Here is an 18,173-nt window from a genome sequence, read left to right as displayed (position 1 = left end):
AAAAATACCTGCAAAAGTCAGCATCTCAAGCAGCAGGCAGATAGCCTTATGAAGTACTACCAACATAATCGATACCGAATGAAATACCATGAATATCGGGCTGTATTGGGAGTGGGGCTATTGAATCGGCCATTAGCACAGTGGTGCAGCAAAGGTGCAAGCTCGTAGGACAACGTTGGACTAAAGGACTAAGCGCGGTACTCAATATGCGTACCGTTTTTAAAAGTCAGAAAAGAGATAGCTTACGCAATGTAATCGCCCTAAAAATGGGCCTCAAACACGCCGCTTAAGCGACAATTTGGTTTGCGCCCGCGTTGATTTACCTTGTCCACTTGACGATTTCACTATTATAACATCAAAGTTTTCAATGGTCTCAATGATTTTATTTTTCCAGTGAGGTCGTTCAACTGGTAATTTTTGAACAATATGAACAGGCTGGGCTGCTTTCCCTTCAAAATAATCTCTGACATCTTGATTTGTTACAAACTCAAAATCAATCTTTTGTATCCATCTATACTTTAAAGCATCATTTTGAATGCCTGAAGATATTAGCTCAATATGTTGAGAAAAAATAGAATCAATATCTTTTCTAAAAACTTTTTTTCTTTGGCGAGACCAATTGAAAGCATTGACAAAAAGGGCATTCTTCAACGCTATGTAGCTGGTAATGTGCGTATCTATACGAGATAATAATAATTTATTGACTTCGTTATCGAGTTCTTTTTCTGATAAACGCTCAATTGTAACTTTATTCAAAAAATCAATAGCATTATCATTCAAAAATGGTAACTGTTGATTCCAAAAATTGACTATTTGAGAATTCCATTGTTGGGTTATAAAAGGTTTTAGATTAGAGTCTGAAACATTGTGATTATGGATAATTTTGAACTTTGCTGATACACCTCTCTGATAAACTTCAAAAATGTTTTTTAGGGTGTTTTTTTCGATTAGTTTGGATGAAGTGAGTCTATCTTTTTCTAAGTGAGCATATTTTAACTGACAAAAAATGCTATCTGTTTGGAATCTTAAATCAACATCTTCAATGCCTTCGAGCTGTACATATTGGCCAGGTATATTAAGATAGAGTAGTTGTAATACTGCATAATTTAACTGATAAGAAATCCCGTTGAGGTTCGCAACTCCTCCAGTCCTTTTCTTTAAAATATCAACCAGTAAATAATTTTGTTCTAACATTTCGCATTTATTTGATAGGCTAATTTACGAATAAGTCTCAATAAAGAAGATTCCTTTTGCCAACAAACAGATGCCAATTGATTAAGTGGTATTACGCTGATTTAAAAACTGTAAGCTCAAAACTGCTATAACCCCATGCCTTTAGGCTGGGGCATAGGAATAAACATCGCAACGCTGGGGCTTCAGCCCTGAATTTTGGAATATTGATGCGCAAAATTCAGGGCTGAAGCCCTAGGGCACGCTTTTGTTTACAGCCCCCAGCCTAAAGGCATGGGGTTTGAGGAAACGGGTATTTGAAGATTACTGAAATGCTTTTGGTGGGTTAAAAAGGTTGTTTATCAATGAGTAAACGGATATTACACCAAACAAAAACGCCCCCGCCCTCATTCATCCGAACAAGAGCAGGGGCGTGCTATGATTGAGAATTGTTATAAAATCCCTTTCGCTTTAGCTAAAGCGGCATCCAAGCCACTGGCATCAGAACCACCTGCGGTAGCGAAGAAAGGTTGGCCGCCACCGCCGCCTTTTACTTCTTTGGCAAGTTCTTTCACGATGTTGCCTGCGTGTTTGCCTTGGGCTACTAAGTCGTCGGAAAGCATTACGGCCAATTGTGGTTTGCCGCCCAATACTGTTCCTAAAACAATATAGAATGGCGCTTGTGATTGTTCTTTCAACTGATAAACGAGCGATTTCAGGGCGTCGGCGTTCGGTACCTCCACGCGAGCGACGAGGCTGGCAACGCCGTTGTTATGCGTTACTTGGGTCAACAAGCTTTCTTTTACTTGCGCCAACTTCTCGTTTTCGAGGGCTTCGATGCGTTTTTGTAAAGCAGCTTTTTCGGCCAAAAGACCTTCAACGGCTTTGACAAGGTCTTTTTGGCCTTTAAACAAGCCTTCTAATTGGTTAATTACCTCTGCCTGTTGGCGGATGATTTCGAGGGCTTTTTCGCCCGTTACGGCTTCTACCCGACGAACCCCTGCCGATACCGAACCTTCTGAGATAAACTTAAAGAGCGCAATTTCGCCCGTAGCAGGCACGTGCGTACCCCCGCAAAGTTCGACTGAGAAATTGGGGTCAAACTCTACGACGCGAACAAAATCACCGTATTTTTCTCCAAAAGTGGCCGTTGCACCTTTTTTGATAGCCTCATCAATTGGTACATTGACATAGGTTTTTTGGGGAATATTGGCGCGGATTTTGGCATTTACAATATCTTCTACTTGCGCGAGTTCTTCGTCGGTGACTTTAGCAAAGTGCGAAAAGTCAAAACGGGTCACTTCGTCGTTTTGGTACGAACCTTTCTGAACGATGTGCGTACCCAACACGCGGCGCATCGCGGCCAACATCAAGTGCGTTGCCGTGTGGTTGCGCATGATGTTTTGATGACGGTGCGCATCGACCGAGGCCAACACAAAATCGGGAGTAGCAAGTACCTCCTCTAGGTTTTTGTCACGAGAGATGTGGACAAAGAGGTCATTTTCTTTTTTCGTATCGGCAATGTTGATACTTACGGCTTGGTCGCCATGACCTACCACAAGCATCCCCGAATCGCCTACTTGTCCACCCATTTCGGCATAGAAAGGTGTGCGGTCGAGTACGATATGGTATTCTTCCCCCGCTTTGGTTTTGACTTTGCGGTATTTGACGATTTGGGCGGTAGCTTCGAGGGTTTCGTAGCCCAAAAACTCAAAATCGCCCCCTTCGTTTACTTCTACCCAGTCGGTCGCTTCTTTGGCGGCATCTTGGCGGCTACGATTTTTTTGTTCAGCCAACGCCTTTTCGTAGCCTTTTTCGTCGATTTTGTAGCCTTTTTCTTTGGCCAAAAGCGCCGTCAAATCTACCGGGAAACCGTAGGTATCTGAGAGTTCAAATACGATGTTTCCATCAATGACTCCTCCCGTTGGACTAAGAGACTCGAAGCGCTTAATTCCCAATTCTAAGGTGCGTAAGAAGCTCTTTTCTTCTTCTAGCACTACGCGAGTAACAAAGTCTTCTTGGGCTTTAAGTTCGGGAAAAACATCCTTGAATTGGTCAGCTAAAACAGGAACAAGTTGACTCATAAAAGGCTCATTGAAGCCCAAATATGAATAGCCATAGCGAATAGCGCGGCGCAAAATGCGGCGAATCACGTAACCTGCTTTGGCATTGGATGGAAGTTGCCCGTCGGCAATGGCGAAACTTACCGCCCGAAGGTGGTCAGCAATGACCCGCATCGCAATATCGGTATAGTTGGTAGTGCTGAGGGTGCCTTCGGCGCCATATTGTTTACCACACATTTTCTCAATGACCTGAATGGTATTTTGGAAAATATCGGTATCATAGTTTGATTTTTTGCCCTGAATCGCCATACAAAGGCGCTCGAAGCCCATACCCGTATCCACGTGTTTGGCAGGAAGCGTAATGAGTGACCCATCGGCTTTGCGCTCAAACTGCATGAATACGTTGTTCCAGATTTCGACTACTTGCGGATGATCGGCATTGACAAGTTCTTTACCCGGCTTCAAGTCTACTTCGGCTTGGTCGCGGAGGTCGATGTGGATTTCCGAACATGGGCCACAGGGGCCTACATCGCCCATTTCCCAGAAATTGTCTTTTTTATTTCCTAAAATGATACGGTCTTCTCCGCCCAAAATCGCTTTCCAAATATCCCACGCTTCTTGGTCAAAGGGAACACCGTCTTTTTCGTCGCCTTTGAACACCGATACGTAGATGCGGTCTTTGGGGAGTTGATAGATTTCGGTGAGCAATTCCCACGACCATGCAAGGGCTTCTTTTTTGAAATAATCACCAAACGACCAGTTGCCGAGCATTTCAAACATGGTATGGTGATAGGTATCAAATCCTACATCTTCTAGGTCGTTGTGCTTACCACTTACTCGCAAGCACTTTTGGGTGTCGGCTATGCGTTTGCTCGGTGGCGTGCCATTGCCCAAGAAAAAGTCTTTGAATTGCGCCATGCCCGAGTTGTTGAACATGAGCGTGGGGTCATTTTTGGCCACAAGCGGCGCAGAAGGTACGATAAGGTGGCCTTTACTTTTGAAAAAATCTAAAAATGCTTGGCGAATTTCGTGGGAGGTCATTTCTTGTGGAATGTATAATGTTCAAATAAATGGAATATTTCTTGTCAAAAAAGCTAGACAATGATTTTAGTATTGGGAGTAGAAGAATCTGGAGAGTTTACCTTCGAGCATTGTAGTAATTCACTGCGTTTTCTAGGTGCTTTTTGGACTTTTTATTGTTAATCAAAGCTCCTATTGTCAAAGTTGTAACACCTCCTAATGCAAGTGGCCAAGCCCTATTGTTCGTTTGACCAATTTGACCAAGAGCAGCTACTAATCCTCCAAGCCCCACCATCATAAATATGGTAAAAGATGTTTGTTTTCGTTTTGAAAGCTGATATTCTTTCCAAGCCAATGGATATTGCTTTAAGTAGTAACTCAAACAAAATCCACGTCCGTCGAGAGTATGCGTTTTTGTAGCTTTATCATACAAAATGATTTTAGATTTGTAGAAAGCAGAATCACCTTTGGCATATTTACTTAAAATATCATCGTTATAAATTCTGATAGCTCTTTCAGCATGTTTTGCCGCTATGCGCTCAAAAGGATATGAAAGTGCCATTGAAACTACCCCTACAACAGCAAAAGGCACTAACCTGCTTCCCTTTTGGCCAATTTGTCCTAGTGCTGCGGCTGCAAATGCTGTACCAATAAGGCCAAAGGCCAAACCTTGGTCTTGTTTTTTAGCTTGAATTTCGTATTCTTTCCATGCTTTTGGGTTTTCTTCAAGATAAGATGGTAAATGAATTTTATGACCATTTATAGAGTAAGGTCCAAATGGCAAATCTTCGTAGTATAAGTGGTCGGGTTTGTATTTTAGGGTATCTTGTTGGGCATTGAGTTGGCTGCATAGTACAAATAGCAAGATTATAGAAAATTGTGATTTTTTTTTCATTTCCATGTTTGGCAATTGACTGGAAAGGCGGGTACGTATGAAATTAAACATAATCTGCCCAATGTCTATCGTCGCCTTCTCCAAGGTCCTAATTATTGGGCTGCAAAATTACGGAAAAATGCCGTAGCTTTCTGATTATGATTTGATTTTGATTAACTTGCATAGAAGACACACAACCATTACGGCTATGATTGTAAGTACTGAGGAGTGGACATACGAACGAATGCGCCGCGAGCTACCGCCCGAATCGCGCTACGAATTGCGTCATTTTAATTTAATTGATATGTCACCTGCCCCCAAACCCCAACACCAACGGATTTCTAAACGCTTGTTTAGACTTTTAGATTATTTTGTGATTTCCAATCGATTGGGAGAAGTACTTTTTGCCCCCATTGATGTTCATTTTGCGCCAGGAGAAGTATGCCAACCTGACTTGGTGTTTATTGCCAAACAACAGGCACAGATAGTGGGTGAGAGCGCCATTGAAGGCAGTCCTGCGCTGATTGTGGAGGTGGTATCGAAGGGGTCAGTAGCACGCGATTATATTGAGAAGAAGGAAGATTATGAGCGATTTGGCGTACAAGAATATTGGCTAGTGGACCCGCGCAATGAAGTAGTTTTGGTATACGTGCTTGAAAACGGTAAGTATCGGTTGTTTTCATCCGCAGAAGAGCAAGACATTGTACGTTCTAGTGTCTTGGCTGGATTTGAAACCAATTTAAAAGAAATCTTTGCGGAGGAGTAGGAAGAAAAATGTTATAACTATTTGGTTTTGTGCTCCCTAATGTCGCCTCATTCCAAGAAGAGATTAGGGAGCGTTGAGAAGGGCAACGATTTTACTTATTTATTTTTGTGGAAATTGGTGATGCTTTTCACTTGGGGTTCCACAAAAAAATGCTGTTGTAGTTTGGTATATACAAACACTATCAATACAAGTACAAGGGCACTTATCAAACGGGTTTTCATTGCTGAATATTTCTTTCGTTTCCACAGATAAAAAGACAGCGAAAGAACCGCCAAAAAAATCAATGCACCTTGTAAATAGACACCCTTTTCTCCTAATTGGAGTGCCATCATGACGACCATTAGAATAGGTCCAAAAACAAACGCTACGAATGTTTGAATAGCATTTTCGTTAGGTTTAAACAGTGATTTCATAAGTGTTTTTTAGTTATATATACTCTGCCCAACACGATTTAAAGTTAGGTAAAGCATAGTTATTTACAAATAAATAATTCGGTCTGTATCGGTATCACAAAATGTACTTACAAAGCCCGTTTTTACATAATATAACTTCTCCTTGGCTAAAGGCATGGCTGTCAAAGATTAGGTTTTAATATCACAAAAGAACATATTTTTTGATGTAAATTGTAGAGTAAAAATACTTGATTTTTATTTGTTGCTTTGAACTGATTTGATATAAAACAAAACTTTATATATTTGTTATAAAATTAACCATTAGGGTCATGAAAATAATTCTTACTTGTTTTTTAGTACTGGGAGTCTCGGTAGCTTGGGGACAAAAGCTAGAGTTACGAGTGCCGTCCAAACCCTCAAAATCTCAAAAGGCGTATCCTAAACTATATTCGCCCAAGGAATATCGTTTTTCGCAGGATTCGAGCATTGTCTATGCCAATGAGGATAATATGCCTATTCTGTTGGCACAATCTAATGATAATATGCCCAATGCAACCCTTAAAATGCACCAAGATAGTGGAAGTGTATATCGCACTCCCAATCCAATGAGAAGAAGTCGCCGCCCCCTAAAACCCTAAATAATGCGCAAATCCTCAAAATCGGTTGCTGCTTTGGGCTTTTTGTTGATGGGTGCCATCTTTTTAGTGGCAGGCTGGAAGTGGTATGCTTCGCAAGAAAAGTTTTTGTCAACTTCCCAAACCGCTAAAGGGAAGGTAATACAACTGACTGCTGTCGAGGGGAATAGCTAAAAATAGATTGCCATGCTGTCCTTTCTTTCTATGGGATAGCATGGCAATCTAACTTATCAGAGAAGAAATTTCTAATAAACAAACTCCCCAAATTCGCTCTGTATGGTCACTTTTTTGCCTTCATTGGCTTCTACACGACCAATAACTTGGGCCTCAATTCCGAATGATTGCGCGATCTCAATGACGCGTTGGGCATAGGTTTCTGGAAGATATACTTCTAGGCGATGACCCATGTTGAATACCTTATACATCTCTTGCCAACTCGTACCACTTTCGGCTTGGATAAGCTTAAAAAGCGGAGGAAGGGGGAATAGATTGTCTTTGATAACGTGCAGATTATCAACAAAATGTAATACTTTGGTTTGCGCCCCTCCGCTGCAATGTACCATTCCATGAATCTGTGGCCGAAGCTCATCTAAGAGCGTTTTGGCAACGGGCGCATAGGTGCGAGTGGGAGAAAGAATCAATTTGCCGACATTGGCGGGCGTATTGGCTACGGGGTCAGTGAGGCGTTTGGAGCCACTATAAACCAACGAACTATGTACTTCAGGGTCAAAGCTTTCGGGGTATTTGGGGGCAAGATAGCTATCAAGCACATCATGACGAGCCGAAGTGAGGCCATTGCTTCCCATACCACCGTTATAAGTGTTTTCGTAAGTAGCTTGTCCAAAAGAAGCGAGGCCTACAATGACATCTCCTGCTTGAATGTTGTCGTTTGAAATCACTTCCGCACGTTTCATACGGGCAATTACCGTACTGTTGACCGTAATAGTGCGTACCAAATCGCCTACGTCGGCGGTTTCGCCACCAGTGCTATATATTTCAACTCCGTGACTGCGGAGCATTTCTAGTACTTCTTCGGTACCATTGATGATTTCGGCAATGACTTCTCCCGGAATTTTGTTTTTGTTGCGGTCGATACTCGACGAAATCAACATGGGGCCAGTCGCTCCTACGCAGATGAGATCGTCGGTATTCATGACGATAGAATCTTGGGCCACGCCTCTCCACACTGATAAGTCTCCCGTTTCTTTCCAGTACAGATACGCTAAAGAGGTTTTGGTGCCAGCGCCGTCGGCGTGCATGATAGTACAATATTCAGGATCGCCAGCGAGGGTATCAGGTACAATTTTACAAAATGCCTTAGGGAAAAGCCCTTTGTCGAGGTTGGCAATGGCACGGTGTACGTCTTCTTTTGAAGCCGATACGCCCCGTTGAAGGTAACGTTCAGTCATGGGGATGAAAACAAAATGAGGCGCAAAGTTATCACTTTTGCGCCTCATTTTCTAAATTCTTTCCGTTATGTCAGTTTGAGTACAGGAAGGGTGGCTCTGCGCTCGTACTTTACTATGCTTTTGGCAACTGCCAGCCGTTGTTATAATGAGCTTTGATGAGGGCATTGGCTTCAGCGTCATTTTTAAATGAGCCTGTGGTGGCATCCCAATATACCTTTCGGCCTGTTTTGTAGGCTACATTTCCCATGTGGGCATTGATAGCAGCCACGCTTCCAGTCTCAATACCGCATTTCAGGATTTTGGGATTATTGTCTTTAATGGCCTGAATAAAATTCTTGGTATGGTCATTGAGATAATCTCCGTTGCGAGCTTGGTCAGGAATGTCTTCGATTTTATAAACTTTGATACCGTTTTTATTTTGAGTTTCGGGGTGCAACGACCATCCACCTCGGTGCAATACAAGCGTACCATTATTTCCAATAAAGGCAATCCCTTCGGTAAGACCATAGTTGCCGCCGTCAATCCCCGTTGCGTGTTCCCACAGCATATTAAAACCTTCGTATTCGTACACCGTTTGCAGCGTATCAGGTGTTTCGGAGGCATCGTCAGGGTAGGCCAATTTACCCCCCGAAGCCATGACAGATTTAGGGGCTTTGGCGTTCATGGCATACAAGGCAATGTCGATTTCGTGTACGCCCCAATCGGTCATCAAACCACCTGCATAATCCCAAAACCAGCGGAAATTGAAGTGAAAACGGTTGGGGTTGAATGGTCGCTTTTTGGTGGGACCGAGCCACATGTCATAATCTACGCCGGCTGGTACGGCACTGTCGGGTTTGACCGGAACGGGTTCCATCCAGCCCTGATAGGCCCAAACTTTCACTAAACGAATATTGCCCAATTTGCCCGAACGCACATATTCAATCGCTTTTTCGTAATGCGAACCACTGCGCTGCCATTGTCCGATTTGAATGATTTTGTTGGAACGTTTGGCGGCGGCCAACATGATGTTACATTCTTCAATGGAATTGGCAAGTGGTTTTTCGCAATACACATGCTTGCCTGCGGCCAAGGCGTCGGTCAGGGCGAGACAATGCCAGTGGTCGGGAGTACCGATGATGACCGCGTCGATGTCTTTGTTTTCGAGCATTTTGCGGTAGTCTTTGAATAACTGTGGGCGCTTACCTTGCGCTTTTTCTACGTCGGCAGCGCGGCGGTCGAGTACATTTTGATCCACATCGGCAAGGGCGATACATTCTACGTCGCTTAGCTGAAGGTGTGAGCGTAAATCAGACCAACCCATGCCGTTGCAACCGATGACACCCAGTTGCACTTTTTCGTTGGCCGATACGCGCTTGCGTTGGCTTGCCAGTATTTCTAAAGGAGCAAATGAAAAGAGGCTGCTTCCGGTCAATACAGAGGCTGAGCGTATGAATTTCCTGCGTGAAGTTTGCATAGGTTCAGTGCGTTTTTAGGCAAAAGCAGGAAGAAGAAACAATCTAATGTAATAATCCAAGACAAGGGGCAAAAGGGCAAAGTCGCAGATAAAGAATACTTTGTGTATCTGCGACTTCCTAAGAATACTACTTCTTCACCTCCCCAATATGATATTCCTGAATCAAAGGTGAACTTTCGGGCGTAAGCGTAAACGACACCCACAGCGTGGCCTTTTCCCCTTCGATAAGATAACGACCCCGAAGCTGATTTTCGGGCACTATTTCTTTGATATTCAAAATTTTCCCAGCTTTAGCAAAGAGAGTATTGGCTTCTTTTTTTAAGGCTTCAAGTGAGTAATCCGCAAAGAAGTTTTCGGCGAAAAGACCGCTCGTTTCGGCATTTTTCCAATCTGGCAAGATTTGCGTGAGGTCTTTTTGCCGTTGTTTAAGAATATCAGAAGCGGGTAATTGCCGAGGTTGTAACTGTGCACTGATGATAAGTGTATCCAAAACCCTGAGATTAATAGGTACAGTAGGGGCGTAAGTAACATTGGCAAAACAAACTACTCCTATGCCATATTCGGGCAAAAAGCGCCAATTGCTCCCAAAGCCGGGTAAGCCACCACTATGGCCTATATACACACGGTTGTCGCAGTCGCGCATCCAGTTGAGTCCATAGCAGTAGGCAGATACTGTACCACATGTACGACCGCTTGGGTATTTGTATTGGGGCAAAAAACTGCTGATGTTCCAAGGTTGGTGCATTTCGCGAATCGAGCTACGTTTGAGAGGGCCATTGTCGGTGTCGTCTTTGGGAGGCCACGCCGCCAAATGCAACGCCATGTATTTGCTAAAATCTTCGATTGACGTAATCAGCCCCCCCATAGCTCCCCACGCCCCGTCATGAAGGAGGGCCTCTTCGGTCCATTGGCCGTCGCGCCACCGATAGCCGTGGGCGAGTTTATCGGCCGGGATTTCGGTGTATTCCCACTTGGTATGCGTCATGCCGAGGGGTTTGAAAATATTTTCGTTGATGAATTGCTGATAGGTTTTGCCCGATACTTTTTGAATAATATATCCCAAAAGCGTGATTCCAAGATTGCTGTATTCGTAAGTGATACCTGGTGTATTTGAAAAGGCAATTTTGCTTTGAAGGAGTTTAATTAGCTCCTCGTTCGTATCCGCGAGTTGACGGTCGCCCCAAGGGTTGTCTTCCGGAAATCCCGCTGCGTGAGTCAAAAGGTGCCGAATCGTAATCGCCGGAGCATCGGCAGTGAGGAGCTTTACGGAAGCAAGCTCTGGGATGTACTTGCTGGCGGGCTCGTCGAGGTTGAGTTTGCCAGCATCACGGAGCTGTAAAATGGCCATAGTGGTAAAACTCTTGCTCATCGATGCAATCCGGAAAAGTGACTCAGTGGAAGCGGGGGTTTTCTGAGCGAGGTTGGTATAGCCGAGGCTATGGGCATGGACCAGCTTTCCGTCTACTACGATTCCATAGGTAAATCCCGGAAAATGATTTTTTTCGGCGTATTCTTTATAGATTTTATCAAGAGTAGGAAAAACAGCTTCGATTTTCTTCACCCTATCAGGGTCGGTAAAGACAGGCGGGCGGTAGGATTGACTGTGTGCAATAGATACGATTGAACTAAATAGGAAATAATAGACAAAGTTTTTCATTGGGATAGCTAGAAATTAGTTGATGATAGTTTTTTCTAAACTACCTCCCACCATGCTTTGTCATCATCATTTGAATCTTGAAAAGGAGGTGATGGAGGAGGAATATCTTTGATGGGTCGAGAGGTAGATGTTTTTTCTTTTTGTCCAAAAATAGCATCTAGCTTCATTTTAAATTTTGCTCCTTGTTCGGGTTTTATCATACTTACAAAGTTGACATATCCTCTCATAGAAGCTTCTAGGTTTTTACTATTATTCCAAGTTTTACCTTGTACGCCTGATTGCTCAATATGATGAATGAGTGCGCGGAATTTACGTAACATTTGTCGATCTATACCCACTTTCTCATTTACAATAATGCCTGTTACTCGTTGTTGAGTACCTTTACGCATGACTGCTATTTTTTCAGGATGAACGACAAAACCCTCATCTTTGACAATTTTATGAATACTCCACAGTAATTGCCCTACTAACTTTGAGCCTTCACTAGCCCCCGAAAAAGATAGGTCATCGGCGTAGCGGCTGTAATTAAAGCCTAACTTTTGGGCTAATCCTTGAAAACGAAGGTCGAGTCGGTGACAGATAAGATTCGTAATAGCCGGGCTGGTAGGGGCTCCTTGCGGAAGTTTTCGGATACTTTTGGCGGTATAATAAATTTGGCTATCAATCTTTACAATATCGACTTCAGGCTCTGTACAAATTAATGCCAGAATGGTAGCTATTTGTTCGGAATAGCCTAATTTATGGTACAAACCTTTGACACGATGATAGGTAATAGTGGGAAAAAAATCTTTTAAATCGATATTGACCACTATATCTTGGCCAGTGTGGTTTTGGGCATTAGAAAGAATAGATTTTTTAGGTACAAACCCGTGAGCCGCTTCTGAGGAAGGTATTTTATAGAGTATATTTTCTAATATCCAGTATTGCGCCTTTTTCAGTAAAGGCATTGGGGCAGATATTAATCGCTTTCCGCCAGACTTCTTGGGAAGATAAAAACGCTTATAATGAGAAATTTTAGAGACGGTCCTGTTGAAAGCCAAAAATCGAAGGTGACCTAGAGAAACTCCCATAGCTTGAGCTAGTTGAAAAGGACTCCTAAAATCGGGTAAGCCTAGGAGTGCAAGCTGTTGGGGATTGCTTTGTGTTTGATTCAAGCCTCCAGAGACCCCTTCACCCAAATAACCAATAGAATATTGTTGGTGAACTTTCCACGCCTCGGCTTTTTGTTGGCGGCGCTGCTCATTTTTAGCTTTTGTTTCCTGTCTTCTTTTTTTTGAAGCTTCTAAACGAGACTTGCGCATTTCGGCAAGCATCGCCTGTTTATTAGCATAGCGGCGCTGTTTCTGAGACAGCTCATTTAGTTCTTGATAGAGCTCTCTTTCTTTGTCGATAAGTGCTTCAGAGAGTTTGGGTTGATTGGCGTCAGTTTGCCAGAATCCGAGCCGCTTCATCTCCGATAAAATGAATTCATCGCGTGAGGTTTGGCGAATGCGGTCGTAGATTTGTTGACGGGTGAGGCGTTCGGACATAGTGCTTATTTAAATAAAACCCCTTTCTTTCAGTTAAGATAAGAAAGGGGGAGCAAATTCAAGAAATTTTCTTCGATCATACTCAGGACTAAATCAATCAACTCCAAGAGGGCGCACCCCCATAGGGGCTTTTGCTTCAAGGAAGCCATACTGTAAAAGCCCTATGGGGGTGCAGCCCTCACAGTAAAGATTGTATTTAGTGACGCATGTAAAGTCATATTTCACGAACGACGAAACATCGTTCTTTCCTTTCGGAATGCAAGATTTTGAATTTCTTGATTTGCTTCTGCAAATTAGAAGCTTGATTTGATTTTGCCAATCTTTTTTACAGATTTTTCTAGTCTTCACGAAAAAAGATTTTGTAAATCTTTATTGGTTTTAATGCCACGCAAATAATTCCAAGGAGTAGCGCTCATATGGCCTTTAAACTTTTCAAACTCTTTTTTTGCCAGTGCCTTTTCTTTCATCAAGTACAGTAAAAAGCAAAATTTGTTTTGAATGGGATAGATTATTTCTTTGGGTTCTTGAGTAGGAGAAAATTCGTTGTATAACTTGAAAAAATCAGCTCTGAAATCTTCATTTTTAAGGAAATTATCCAATTTTTCGCGTCCGTTTTCTTCTCGTAAGTACCCCAACGCATCTTCTATAAAGCATTCTAGCATTAGAGTTTTAAAGAAAGGATTTGGATTGGTGGTAATGATTTGATCCACAAATTCGTACATTTCTTGTTTTGACCCTAGCCATTTATCTTTTAGGGCATTGAGGGTAGCCGAATGCGCATAGAAATGATTAGGATCTAGCTGAATCGCATTTTGGAAATGACTTAAAACTGCTTCTTTGTCACTTAATCCCATGTACATCGGAATCGTACGGGCGTGAGTTTCAGCTTCATAAGGATTTAATTCGAGAGAGGTTTGAAAGTGTTCATCTGCTTTGTATAAATAGTTTAAAAAACCTTCCCATTGCTCTTCAGTGACATCTTCCGCCCATTTAGCGGTGCGGCTTTCCCAAGCTAAATGCACACAGTTTGCTCCTCTAAATAAATGAGATATGTACGAATCAGGTTGGGCAGATACCCACTCTAATATTTTAGTAGTGTACTGATCCTCAAAGGCTAGGTTTGCTACCAATAAACTTTTTTCCCAAGATTTGCTTCGCTGATACTGTTCGGTAAGATTGTCAAAGTCGCCCCTTAATAACAATGATGCTCCTTGGCTGACGTAAGGGCTACCAAAGGAGGGGTCAGGATCCCGAGAAGGAGGGGCTTGTGTGTTTGATTCTTTAGATTTTCCGAAGCCGAAAAGTTTTTTGAACATCTTAAAGTAAGCTTAAAATTGTGAGGGTGTTTTTTTTTCTATATATGCGATTCGAGTTGCTAAAACATGCTCGCAGGGGCCTTTGTAGAGTTTGTTGCTAATATAGAAGTCACAATCGCAACGAGCTTGTACGAGTCGTTCGTCATTGTCGATGAAGAGTGATGGTTTAAAAGTACGCCCTCCCGATTTAATTGTTGCCGACATTGATAATCCATCCGAAGAAGACTGGGCGTTTATGTGAATATTATTATTTTTTATCAGTAATCTTGCCGCCTCTTCGCGTGGATTGTCGAATCGTAACTTGTGAATGGGTAAAGGGTCGCGCGAAAGCTCCCGAATCCTGTATACCCCGAGGTTTAAATCAAAGATAGTTTTACCTGCTTGGGTAAATGTTCCTAAAGCGCCTAATACTGTTTTGGTATCAATATTAAGTCTTTTAGCCAAACTATCAGGTTTTTCGTACCAGTTTTCACGCAAAGCATTGTAAATAGTCTGAGAGAGAAAACCATCGACTTCTGCTCGCGGAGCCATTAAGTCAAAATTACCTACTCTTGACCAATCGTTGGCTGACCATCCCGAAAGACCCAATGTGAAAGTCATATCGCCCAAATCAGCTATAAAAAAAGAAGGAAGTCCGGAGCCGAGTAAGTGTACCGTAAATCTTTTAGTGATAGCAATTAATCTTTCTAAGATTAAGAGTCGTCGTCTTCCCCAGACTCTTATAGTTTGAGGGGTTGAGCCTTTAAAAATGGATCTATTGCATACGATTTCTTTATTGAATGGCTCAAAAAGCAATACAATAGGCTCGCCAGGCTTTAAAATAAATTTAATAGACCTGGGTCCTGTTTTTTCTTTAAATCGCCTCAATAATAAGCAAATATTATAAACATCCATCGGATGTAATTCAAAACTCGTAGTAGGTAGGGTCATGGCTGAACTGACTTGCAAAAAACCCCGCACCCAACTATCAGGGACATCAATTTTTACCTCTTTGAATTCGGTTTCGTTGGTGGTTTTGACAGCAAATCCGGTCGGGTCTATTTTAAAATCAGTTTCTTTATAGTCTCTTATTTTCTGGAACTCATTATACAGCCCCGACGAATAATCAATGTTAGTAGTGCCACATTGAAATTCGTTGATTTCTTTGAAAACGTTATAACTTGATTCAAGTTTTCCGTAAGTAGACTCATCTTGGCTGAAACATTCAAAAAATACTTCATCGGGATGTACCGTAATGACAGGATCAAGCACCAGCCAAGTATCCCGATCTCGTTGATAAAGATAGTCAAAATAGCGGCGTTGAGCTCTGTAAAAAGGACTTAGAATTCTGTCTCGCTCTTGGCTTAAACCTCGCAATTCTTGGCGGATTGCTTCTATGCGTGCCTTGACAGCTTCGACATCATAGGTTTCTAAAAATTCGGCTAAAAATATGCCTTCTTGTTGAGCTACCCATTCTTTATAGGCAGTTTTGTCTTTGGGTTTAAATCTCATGTCAGACACTACCACGTCATGTAAAGCAGAAATAGCTTCCCGAAACGCTATTTTTTTGTTGAGTTTACCCACAAAATAGGTAGGCTCTCTTAAAGTATCAGGGGCAAAAGATACCCCTACCGAGCTGGTATTGCTCACTATTGAGCTGCTTCCGCCATATTTATAATTAAAAAGCATATAGATGTCTCATTTAGAATGTTTTCTAATATACAATTCAAATCCCAACCCTAACAAAAACATAGATAGAAATTGACCCGCTAAAATTAGAAGTAGGGTTGTTAGAAAATTTTCGAGGGCCCATAACATTCGAAGTACAAAAAACAAACTACCTAAATATTTTATGAAAGCATATAGCATGTAAAAAAAACCTCCAACAGTCAGTAAATGAGTAATGAAATTGGCGGGCGTTTTGTCGGAACTGAGTATCTCTACAAAATGTACCGCAAAAGTCGGAGCCGCTACTAAGAGAACTAGATTGGTAGCAATGATTCCGCAAACATTTATATTAGTTCCTAGCTTATTGATTAGATTTAATATATCTGTAGGTGGGGCATCAAAAAAAATAACATCGTGAAATAGATTTGATAAACGACTATAATCAGGCTTGTTGTCTGTAAAAAAATGTAAAAATATTAGAGGAATAATTAACTTTAAGGATACTAAAAGCAACCTTCTAAAAAGAGGTAGGCTACTAAATGTTGAAGCAGTTTCTTTTCTCTCCTCTCCCAAATAATAAACCCCCTCTACTTTTAATCCCATCCAGTAAGGAATCAAATTTAGAAAAATGGGCACCTGATTAAAGACTTTGAAATAGAGTGTATAACCCCAGCCCGCCTTAAATCTTATAAAGTCACAATTGTTGCTTCGATACAACAAAAACTCAAATAGGCATTTGAGTGACAATACCAAGTTGAATAGGATGATAACCCAAAACGCCATCTGATGCTAGTTTTGTAGTTTTAGAATATTTCCAAAAACACGGTAAAAACCTCCCTGTGAAGCTTCCCTTACTTCATCCACTACATATATGGCCCCTTCTTGCCGTAGGTTTTTGGGAAACTGCACATGCCAATTTTTATTATAACCCTCCGAAAGCACTTTTACTCGTAGCTGCCCATTTTCTAGCTGACATTGGAGTTGTACGCCGGCATTTGGGTTTTGAGTGGTTTCTAATACCAATGTATCATTGATGGTAATAGAGGGTGAAAGCTGGGAGGCTACAACTTTGATGTCTTTATAAACAGGCACAATGCCAGCTTGTGCATTGAGGATAGCATCTTCGGAGGCATCAATGCACAATAATGCTCCATCGGTGGTGACTGTATAAAGTTTTTCTTGAAAATACTGCATTGATAGAGCCGAACCACAGCCAGTAGCTAATTTCCAGAGACGTTGGCCACTGGCGTTGAAACAGTAGATAGAAGAATAGTTGTCGCCAGCAAAAACATATTCACCATCTTTTGAAGCTGCGCAAGAATACACAGTGGCATCGGTTTTGTAATCTCTTAAATGTATGCCATTTTTTGAGAAAACTTGTACCAAAGAATGGCTAGTGGCAACATAGAGGGCATTGTCTTCCATCCATCCAAACAATACCGCTCCGGTAGAATAGTGCTCCCATTCAAATCTACCATCGGGGCCATTAAAGGCCGTAATACCGGCGGAGTCTCCATAAAAAACTTTCCCTCGGTCATCACAACGCATCATCCACGCAGCACGACCTCTTTGCTGTTTGCTCCATTGCTCTTCATCTTCGTAGTTGATAATAGTGGCGCGGCCACTAGCATCCGACACCCCAAGCAAGCCATCGTTGATGTCAAGCCAATAGATGTCGATTTTTTCGTTTATTTCATATGACAAACGAGGTCTTTTACCTGTTAGGTCATACACATTGCCGTCGTCGCATCCCACATAAATCCAATCACTATCTGCCACAATACACTTTACACTGTCAGGTAAGCGTTGATGTAAAGTAAGCTCCCCTTGGTGATTAAGTCTAAAAACGTCACCTTTTTCATTGCCTACCCAGCAGTTGTTATCGTCAATATATATCCCAAATGCAGCCGCCTCAGTTTGAAATTTCCAAAGAATAGGGAGTTTTTGTTTGATAAGTGAAGGCTTACTTTCGGTGGTTCTGCGGGTGATTGCTCTTTTTGAACGAACCCCCATCACGGCGGGAGCATATCCTTTTTTTACTTTTTCTTGAACTTTCTTATTCGCAAATTTGAGGGCTTCTTCGGGTGTACTATGAGTGGCAATTTGGGTTTGGCCTTTGTCGCCGATGCGCCCATATCGAATCGTGACGGTTGTCAAATCAATGGTGACTTCATAAAATTTATGTGAAGCCCCTTGCTCCTCCGAAAGCTCTAAATAATGTTTAATCATGGCTTAATGT

15 protein-coding genes are annotated in these 18,173 nt (G+C 42.1%); 3 read left to right on the top strand and 12 right to left on the bottom strand.

Going from position 1 to position 18,173, the window contains the following annotated elements:
* Positions 1-273: 273 nt before the first annotated feature.
* The 3 genes from G563_RS0103655 to G563_RS0103645 all read right to left on the bottom strand — a co-directional run bounded on the left by G563_RS0103655 (position 274) and on the right by G563_RS0103645 (position 5,154).
* Positions 274-1,194, bottom strand: a complete 921-nt coding sequence (locus tag G563_RS0103655) for a hypothetical protein (protein WP_028664108.1) — start codon at positions 1,192-1,194, stop codon at positions 274-276.
* Between the two features lie 428 nt (positions 1,195-1,622).
* Positions 1,623-4,274 (bottom strand): alanine--tRNA ligase, encoded by a 2,652-nt coding sequence (alaS, locus tag G563_RS0103650; protein ID WP_028664107.1) that lies wholly within the window; start codon positions 4,272-4,274, stop codon positions 1,623-1,625.
* Positions 4,275-4,371: 97 nt separating this feature from the next.
* A complete protein-coding gene (locus tag G563_RS0103645) occupies positions 4,372-5,154 on the bottom strand; it encodes a hypothetical protein (RefSeq protein WP_028664106.1) in 783 nt (260 codons plus the stop codon).
* Between the two features lie 181 nt (positions 5,155-5,335).
* Here G563_RS0103645 and G563_RS0103640 point away from each other — a divergent pair, with 181 nt between their 5' ends.
* On the top strand, positions 5,336-5,893 hold the full coding sequence (locus G563_RS0103640) for a Uma2 family endonuclease (protein ID WP_028664105.1): 558 nt from the start codon (positions 5,336-5,338) through the stop codon (positions 5,891-5,893).
* Between the two features lie 95 nt (positions 5,894-5,988).
* Here G563_RS0103640 and G563_RS0103635 read toward each other — a convergent pair whose 3' ends face one another.
* Positions 5,989-6,306 carry a hypothetical protein gene (locus G563_RS0103635; protein ID WP_028664104.1) on the bottom strand — a complete coding sequence of 106 codons (318 nt, stop codon included), beginning with the start codon at positions 6,304-6,306 and terminating at the stop codon, positions 5,989-5,991.
* Between the two features lie 308 nt (positions 6,307-6,614).
* Between G563_RS0103635 and G563_RS0103625 the strand changes: the two genes are divergently transcribed.
* Positions 6,615-6,923: a hypothetical protein gene (locus G563_RS0103625; protein ID WP_028664103.1), complete on the top strand. Its 309-nt coding sequence runs from the start codon at positions 6,615-6,617 to the stop codon at positions 6,921-6,923.
* A 3-nt stretch (positions 6,924-6,926) separates the two neighbouring features.
* On the top strand, positions 6,927-7,094 hold the full coding sequence (locus tag G563_RS37885) for a hypothetical protein (protein ID WP_157585046.1): 168 nt from the start codon (positions 6,927-6,929) through the stop codon (positions 7,092-7,094).
* 71 nt (positions 7,095-7,165) lie between these two features.
* Here the strand turns inward: G563_RS37885 and G563_RS0103615 are convergent, their stop codons facing one another.
* The 8 genes from G563_RS0103615 to G563_RS0103580 form a co-directional block, all read right to left on the bottom strand.
* Entirely contained in the window at positions 7,166-8,329 is a 1,164-nt protein-coding gene (locus G563_RS0103615) for an AIR synthase related protein (RefSeq protein ID WP_028664102.1), read from the bottom strand.
* A 112-nt stretch (positions 8,330-8,441) separates the two neighbouring features.
* Entirely contained in the window at positions 8,442-9,785 is a 1,344-nt protein-coding gene (locus G563_RS0103610; protein WP_028664101.1) for a Gfo/Idh/MocA family protein, read from the bottom strand.
* Between the two features lie 127 nt (positions 9,786-9,912).
* Positions 9,913-11,442, bottom strand: coding sequence for a serine hydrolase domain-containing protein (locus G563_RS0103605; RefSeq protein WP_028664100.1), 1,530 nt, complete (start codon positions 11,440-11,442; stop codon positions 9,913-9,915).
* A gap of 35 nt (positions 11,443-11,477) precedes the next feature.
* Complete coding sequence (locus G563_RS0103600; protein WP_028664099.1) at positions 11,478-12,971, bottom strand: reverse transcriptase family protein; 1,494 nt, start codon at positions 12,969-12,971, stop codon at positions 11,478-11,480.
* A gap of 344 nt (positions 12,972-13,315) precedes the next feature.
* Positions 13,316-14,287, bottom strand: a complete 972-nt coding sequence (locus G563_RS0103595; protein ID WP_028664098.1) for a DUF4034 domain-containing protein — start codon at positions 14,285-14,287, stop codon at positions 13,316-13,318.
* A gap of 12 nt (positions 14,288-14,299) precedes the next feature.
* Positions 14,300-15,955 carry an SWIM zinc finger family protein gene (locus tag G563_RS0103590; RefSeq protein ID WP_028664097.1) on the bottom strand — a complete coding sequence of 552 codons (1,656 nt, stop codon included), beginning with the start codon at positions 15,953-15,955 and terminating at the stop codon, positions 14,300-14,302.
* A gap of 9 nt (positions 15,956-15,964) precedes the next feature.
* Positions 15,965-16,552, bottom strand: coding sequence for a hypothetical protein (locus G563_RS0103585; protein WP_157585044.1), 588 nt, complete (start codon positions 16,550-16,552; stop codon positions 15,965-15,967).
* Between the two features lie 171 nt (positions 16,553-16,723).
* Positions 16,724-18,163: a WGR domain-containing protein gene (locus G563_RS0103580; RefSeq protein ID WP_028664095.1), complete on the bottom strand. Its 1,440-nt coding sequence runs from the start codon at positions 18,161-18,163 to the stop codon at positions 16,724-16,726.
* Between the last annotated feature and the right edge of the window lie 10 nt (positions 18,164-18,173).

Origin of the sequence: Runella zeae DSM 19591, from assembly GCF_000423565.1 — a bacterium.
GTDB classification, from domain to species: Bacteria; Bacteroidota; Bacteroidia; order Cytophagales; family Spirosomataceae; genus Runella; species Runella zeae.
The sequence above is the reverse complement of the archived record's forward strand: the minus strand, read 5'-3'. Positions and strand labels throughout refer to the sequence as shown.